Origin of the sequence: Rubritalea sp., assembly GCF_039830215.1 — a bacterium.
Taxonomy (GTDB): domain Bacteria; phylum Verrucomicrobiota; class Verrucomicrobiia; order Verrucomicrobiales; family Akkermansiaceae; genus Rubritalea.
This window is the reverse complement of record NZ_JBDOPO010000378.1, coordinates 1-4,770: the sequence shown is the minus strand read 5'-3', so window position 1 is coordinate 4,770 and position 4,770 is coordinate 1. Positions and strand designations below refer to the sequence as shown.

The window sequence follows — 4,770 nt, the reverse complement described above, 5'->3', positions numbered from 1 at the left end:
GACGATCAAATAGCTGAAGTTGAGAGAAAGCTAAACAGCAGACCTCGTAAAGTACTCGACAGAAAGACCCCAAACTTTATGTTTTTAACACCTAACTAACAAGGTGCACTTCCAGGTTGAATCCAAGTTCTTTACTTAAGGCATATATATAATGATATTTAAGGCTGATTTGATTATTCTGCTCGTGAGCGACTTTTACAGTTTCTATTCGTTAGTTGAGCGATAGTTTAAGAGCATGCGCGCGTTGGACTATCCTGAAGAAGTGAGAGGAATCTTATCATTTGATTTTGATGGCACTCTATTTCTTCCTGAGGAAGAGGTAGTTTTAGAGCCCGTTTTCTACGAGACGATTGAGAGATTACGCAAGCAAGGATGGTTATGGGCAATCAATACAGGGAGGTCTTTGCTCTTCATGTTGGAAGGTTTTGAGCAAAGCAACTTTCCATTCGCTCCAGATTTTCTAGTGGCGCGAGAACGTGAGATTTACACCCCTAGCGACAAGCTTGGTCGGTGGAAACGGGTGGAAGACTGGCATGAGCAATATGCGAAAGACACCGCGCATTTCATGAAGGAATCAGCCGGCTTCATTGATTTGATGAAACAATATATCGAAGAGGAGACTTCAGCCCAGTGGATCGAAGAAGAGGGGGACCCCGCAGGGATTATCGCGAGCTCCGAAGAAGAGATGATGGTGATTGCTGCATTTGTGGAAGAGCAACGAAAGGACCACGGCCTAGTGGGGGTGCTACGCAATTCTATCTATATGAGATTTACTCATAAGGACTACCACAAGGGAACTTCTTTACAGGAATTGGCAAGGAGGGTGCAGGTGCCGTTAGAGAGAGTCTTTGCCATTGGTGACGGGCACAATGACATCGATAAACTTCACCCAGATGTTGCTGGCTTGATTGCTTGTGTGGGGAATTCTCACCAAGAAGTGAAAGACCATGTGAGTAGCCACGGTGGTTACGTGGCCAAGGCCCACGGGAGCCTTGGCAGTGTCGAAGCTCTCAACTTCTTTTTAGCTTAACCTCCAGCAACGGGAGGAATGAAGACAACCTCATCACCAGCTTTGAGTGGTGTGGCCCAGTCGGTGAAGTCGTCATTGATCGCTAGCATCAATTGCTTTTGCTTGTGCGGGAAGGCGTGGCGCGCTTTAAGTTCTTCGTAGAGACCAGATGAAGTGACGCATTCAGTAGTGATTGTTTCCTCCTCACATTTTGCAAGCTCGCGAAGCTGGGCGAAATAGCGAACGGTGATTGTTTTGGGCATACGTGAGTTGGTTAGAAAACTGCGGACCTCTAATGTGTCCGCTGGTGTATTAGCGTTATCCAGAGCGTGGGAGTCTGAGAGCTTGAGAAGCTTAGTCTCGATCGTTTCTAGAAGCTTACGAGGGCATCGCGATCCCTTTTTTACTGCTTGGCTGATGGCATCTGCTGAGGATGGTTCATATATTGCACACAGTGGTTCAGCGCGGTGGTCCACGCGGCTGTGGTAGCTAGTAGCTTGGCTTTGTAGAGATGCTCCAGCGATAAGTTCGTCTAGCGTGGCTGATTCTAATAGCGGAAGGTCACAAGCGATGACTAACCAGCGAGCCATTGGGTGAGCTGCTTGTGCTGTATGGATAGCAAACAGTGGGCCTTCAGCCGGATCGATGATCGCAGTCACTCCGAAATTTTGACTGGCTCGATGGCTAAGAAAGGTTTTATCGCAATGCTGTTCTAAAATACTGTGCAAGCGTATCCATTCTGGTTGGTCGTCACGGTACATAAGCTGGGCTTTATCTTGGCCCATGCGAGATGATTTGCCGCCGACGAGTAGAAGTCCGTAGAGTGGTGCTGACATGACAGTGAGAGTTGTGGGCTATGTCTTTGTACCAATCAATAACGATTACACAAAAAGATTTAAGTGAGAGACTGCGGGCTTGGGGGACTTTACTGCTGGTGCTCCCCAAGAATGTCGATCAGTTGGCGGCCTGATGCTGTTAGAATCCATGCTTTAGGACTTTGAATTTGGAGAGGATAAAATAGACATCCTAGGAAGTAGGAAAAGAATTTTTTTTTATGAAGTGTGGGGGTCAGGGAAGTTTCCACTCGGTGCGGAACTTTGAGTATTCGGCCTGGGGTAGGAGGATGTAGAGGGGAGTTTTTCTGGGGTCGATCTTGCTGATGAGTTGTCGTAGCTGCGACTCGGGAATGGTGGTGCAGCCGGCGGTGGGGGACTTGCCAGCATTTCGCCAGATGTGGAAGAAGATGGAGGAGCCGGCATTGGGTTTGGCCTTTTGCTGGGCGGAGGCGGTATTGTGGCCGATGTAGAGTTTGAGCGAGTGCGGGTAGTCGTTCTGACGCATTTGCGCTTTTTTCTCCCACGCTGAGTTAGGTTCGTGGTCGATTCTGAGGTGGCGGTTGTAGTAGGGTGAGGATGAGTCTTCGACCCAGAGGTCGCGGGTTGTGACTTGGGTGTAGGCTAAGCTGCGCTTTTTCTTGATGCTTTTATGCGATCCAAATGCTTGTCCAATCTGGAAAACTCCAGCAGGAGAGCGACCATCACCCTCCCGTTTCAAGTGTGGCTTGCTGGCATCGGGGTGGATGCCTCGCCCCCAGGCTAGTCCGTTTTTTCCCAGCCGACCAGTGACTGGCTGAGTGAGGGCCTTCCAGTCCTTGCCTTTTTTCTCGTAGAGCATGACGCTGACATAGGAGGAATTCCAGCTTTTAGCAGTTCCCACGACTAATTGTTTGCACTGCGGAGGGAGTTGCCAAGCTGCGAGGGGAAGGATGCTCATAAACAGCAGGAGCACTATTTTCATGGACGGAGTGTGCAGCAGATAGATGTAGTCGTCAAGTAATGTGGCGGCGATTTCTTGGCTCCACAAGTCAGTAATGATGGACTAACAGGTTAGGAATTGACGTCACGGACCAAATAACACGACTAATCCCACTTGAATCTTACTGGTATCTGGCGTACGTAGAGCGCAGATGAATGCGCAATTACCAGATGCTAGTGGCCACTTTGGAACCTACGGGGGATTGTTTGTCCCCGAGACATTGATGGCACCACTTCAGGATCTCACAGCCCAATATGAAGCAGCTAAGGCTGACCCTGAATTTCAGAAGGAACTCGACTATCTTTTACGTCAATATTGTGGTCGTCCTACACCATTGTATTTTGCTGAGCGATGGACCGAAAAGCTCGGTGGTGCAAAAATTTACCTAAAGCGTGAAGACCTGCTGCACACTGGAGCACACAAAATTAACAACGCGATTGGCCAGATTCTCTTGGCCAAGCGTCTTGGAAAGAAGCGCATCATCGCTGAGACTGGTGCAGGCCAACACGGAGTGGCTACAGCCACAGTTTGTGCACGCTTCGGTATGGAATGTATCGTTTACATGGGCGCTGTGGATATTGAACGTCAAGCTCTTAACGTTGTGCGTATGAAGCTTCTCGGGGCAGACGTTCGTCCAGTGACCAATGGCCAGTCAACTCTCAAGGATGCTGTGAACGAAGCTCTCCGTGACTGGGTCGCAACAGTTGACCATACGCACTACATTCTCGGTTCGGCTCTTGGACCACACCCATTTCCAATGATGGTGCGCGACTTCCACCGAGTGATTGGACTCGAAGCGCGTGAGCAAATTCTCGAACAAGAAGGTCGTCTTCCAGACCTCTGTGTCGCTTGTGTTGGCGGTGGCTCTAACGCGATCGGCTTGTTTCATCCCTTCGTTGATGACGAGGGGGTTGAATTGATGGGCGTGGAAGCTGGAGGTGAAGGCATAGTCAAGGAGCGGCATGCAGCACGCTTCCAAGGAGGTAAACTAGGTGTTCTCCAAGGAACCAAGACATGGCTGCTCGCTGATGACGATGGCCAGATCGAACTCACTCATTCAGTCAGTGCTGGCCTTGACTACGCAGCCATCGGTCCTGAGCACGCCTATCTCAAGGATATTGGTCGCTCCGACTACACCTATGCGACAGATGACGAAGCTCTAGCTGCTTTTGCAGAGCTTTCCGCGTTAGAGGGAATTATCCCAGCTCTAGAGAGTTCGCATGCGATGGCGTATATCAATAAGATTGCTCCCACTATGGACAAAGAGCAAATCATCATAGCTAACCTTTCCGGTCGTGGCGATAAGGACGTAGAACAAGCTTCTAAATACCTCATCAAGGACTAAGCTAGAAGTGGAGACTACCAAACTTTGTACGATTTCGGCGCTAAGCGATGTCTTGTTCCTGTAGATTGAGATTGTTTCCAGATTCAGGTTCTTAGGTATTTGAGGACGTATCATTGCCAAATCAATCGTAGTCCTCCAGTTATTGTATAGATCAAACCACTTGGTCAATCCCGCGCGGAGGTTGGGCTCAGTGGGATGCTCGATTAGAGAAGTCTCTTGATATTTCATATTTCTCCACAGGCAATCAAAGAAAACTATGTTCATTCAGCGCCCATTGCCGAGTGAGACAGCTGCGAGCCTCGCTCCACTAATAGACCGTTTGAAGCAGGGAAGATAACTATCCATCGCGGGTCAGTTTGCTGCTCCATTAGAATTTCATCTTCCTTGAGTGTTGCGCCCCCTGGGACGTGAAGGATACGGAAGCGTCCTCTTGCAATACCTGAGCGCGCTCCAGTACCATCAGTTCTGACGAGTCGGAAGATGCAGTAGTCTGAGGAGAGGTAAGATGTGTGCTCAGAGTGATTTCTCCGTGTGTTTCGTAACAGTCCGGTGGATTAGTGACAGATGATTCTTGTAGCTTTCTCTCAACGATTAGGCCTCT

General features: G+C 49.2%; 6 protein-coding genes. 2 read left to right on the top strand and 4 right to left on the bottom strand.

The features are described 5' to 3' along the window. Positions 1–235 precede the first annotated feature (235 nt). Positions 236–1,030 (top strand): HAD family hydrolase, encoded by a 795-nt coding sequence (locus ABGY95_RS12985; protein ID WP_347442112.1) that lies wholly within the window; start codon positions 236–238, stop codon positions 1,028–1,030. Here the strand turns inward: ABGY95_RS12985 and moaD are convergent. After that, positions 1,027–1,845, bottom strand: coding sequence for a molybdopterin converting factor subunit 1 (gene moaD, locus ABGY95_RS12980; RefSeq protein WP_347442111.1), 819 nt, complete (start codon positions 1,843–1,845; stop codon positions 1,027–1,029). The two genes, ABGY95_RS12985 and moaD, sit on opposite strands and share 4 nt — an antisense overlap. Before the next feature lie 232 nt (positions 1,846–2,077). After that, a complete protein-coding gene (locus ABGY95_RS12975) occupies positions 2,078–2,806 on the bottom strand; it encodes a L,D-transpeptidase family protein (protein WP_347442110.1) in 729 nt (242 codons plus the stop codon). Between the two features lie 169 nt (positions 2,807–2,975). On the opposite strand from ABGY95_RS12975, the gene trpB reads away from it, so the two are divergent. Beyond that, a complete protein-coding gene (gene trpB / locus ABGY95_RS12970) occupies positions 2,976–4,169 on the top strand; it encodes a tryptophan synthase subunit beta (RefSeq protein ID WP_347442109.1) in 1,194 nt (397 codons plus the stop codon). A 260-nt stretch (positions 4,170–4,429) separates the two neighbouring features. On the opposite strand, the gene ABGY95_RS12965 is transcribed toward trpB, so the two are convergent. Next, positions 4,430–4,537, bottom strand: a complete 108-nt coding sequence (locus tag ABGY95_RS12965; protein WP_347442108.1) for a PEP-utilizing enzyme — start codon at positions 4,535–4,537, stop codon at positions 4,430–4,432. Beyond that, a partial coding sequence (locus ABGY95_RS12960) for a hypothetical protein (protein ID WP_347442107.1) occupies positions 4,537–4,770 on the bottom strand: 234 nt, incomplete at its 5' end. The genes ABGY95_RS12960 and ABGY95_RS12965, both read right to left, overlap by 1 nt.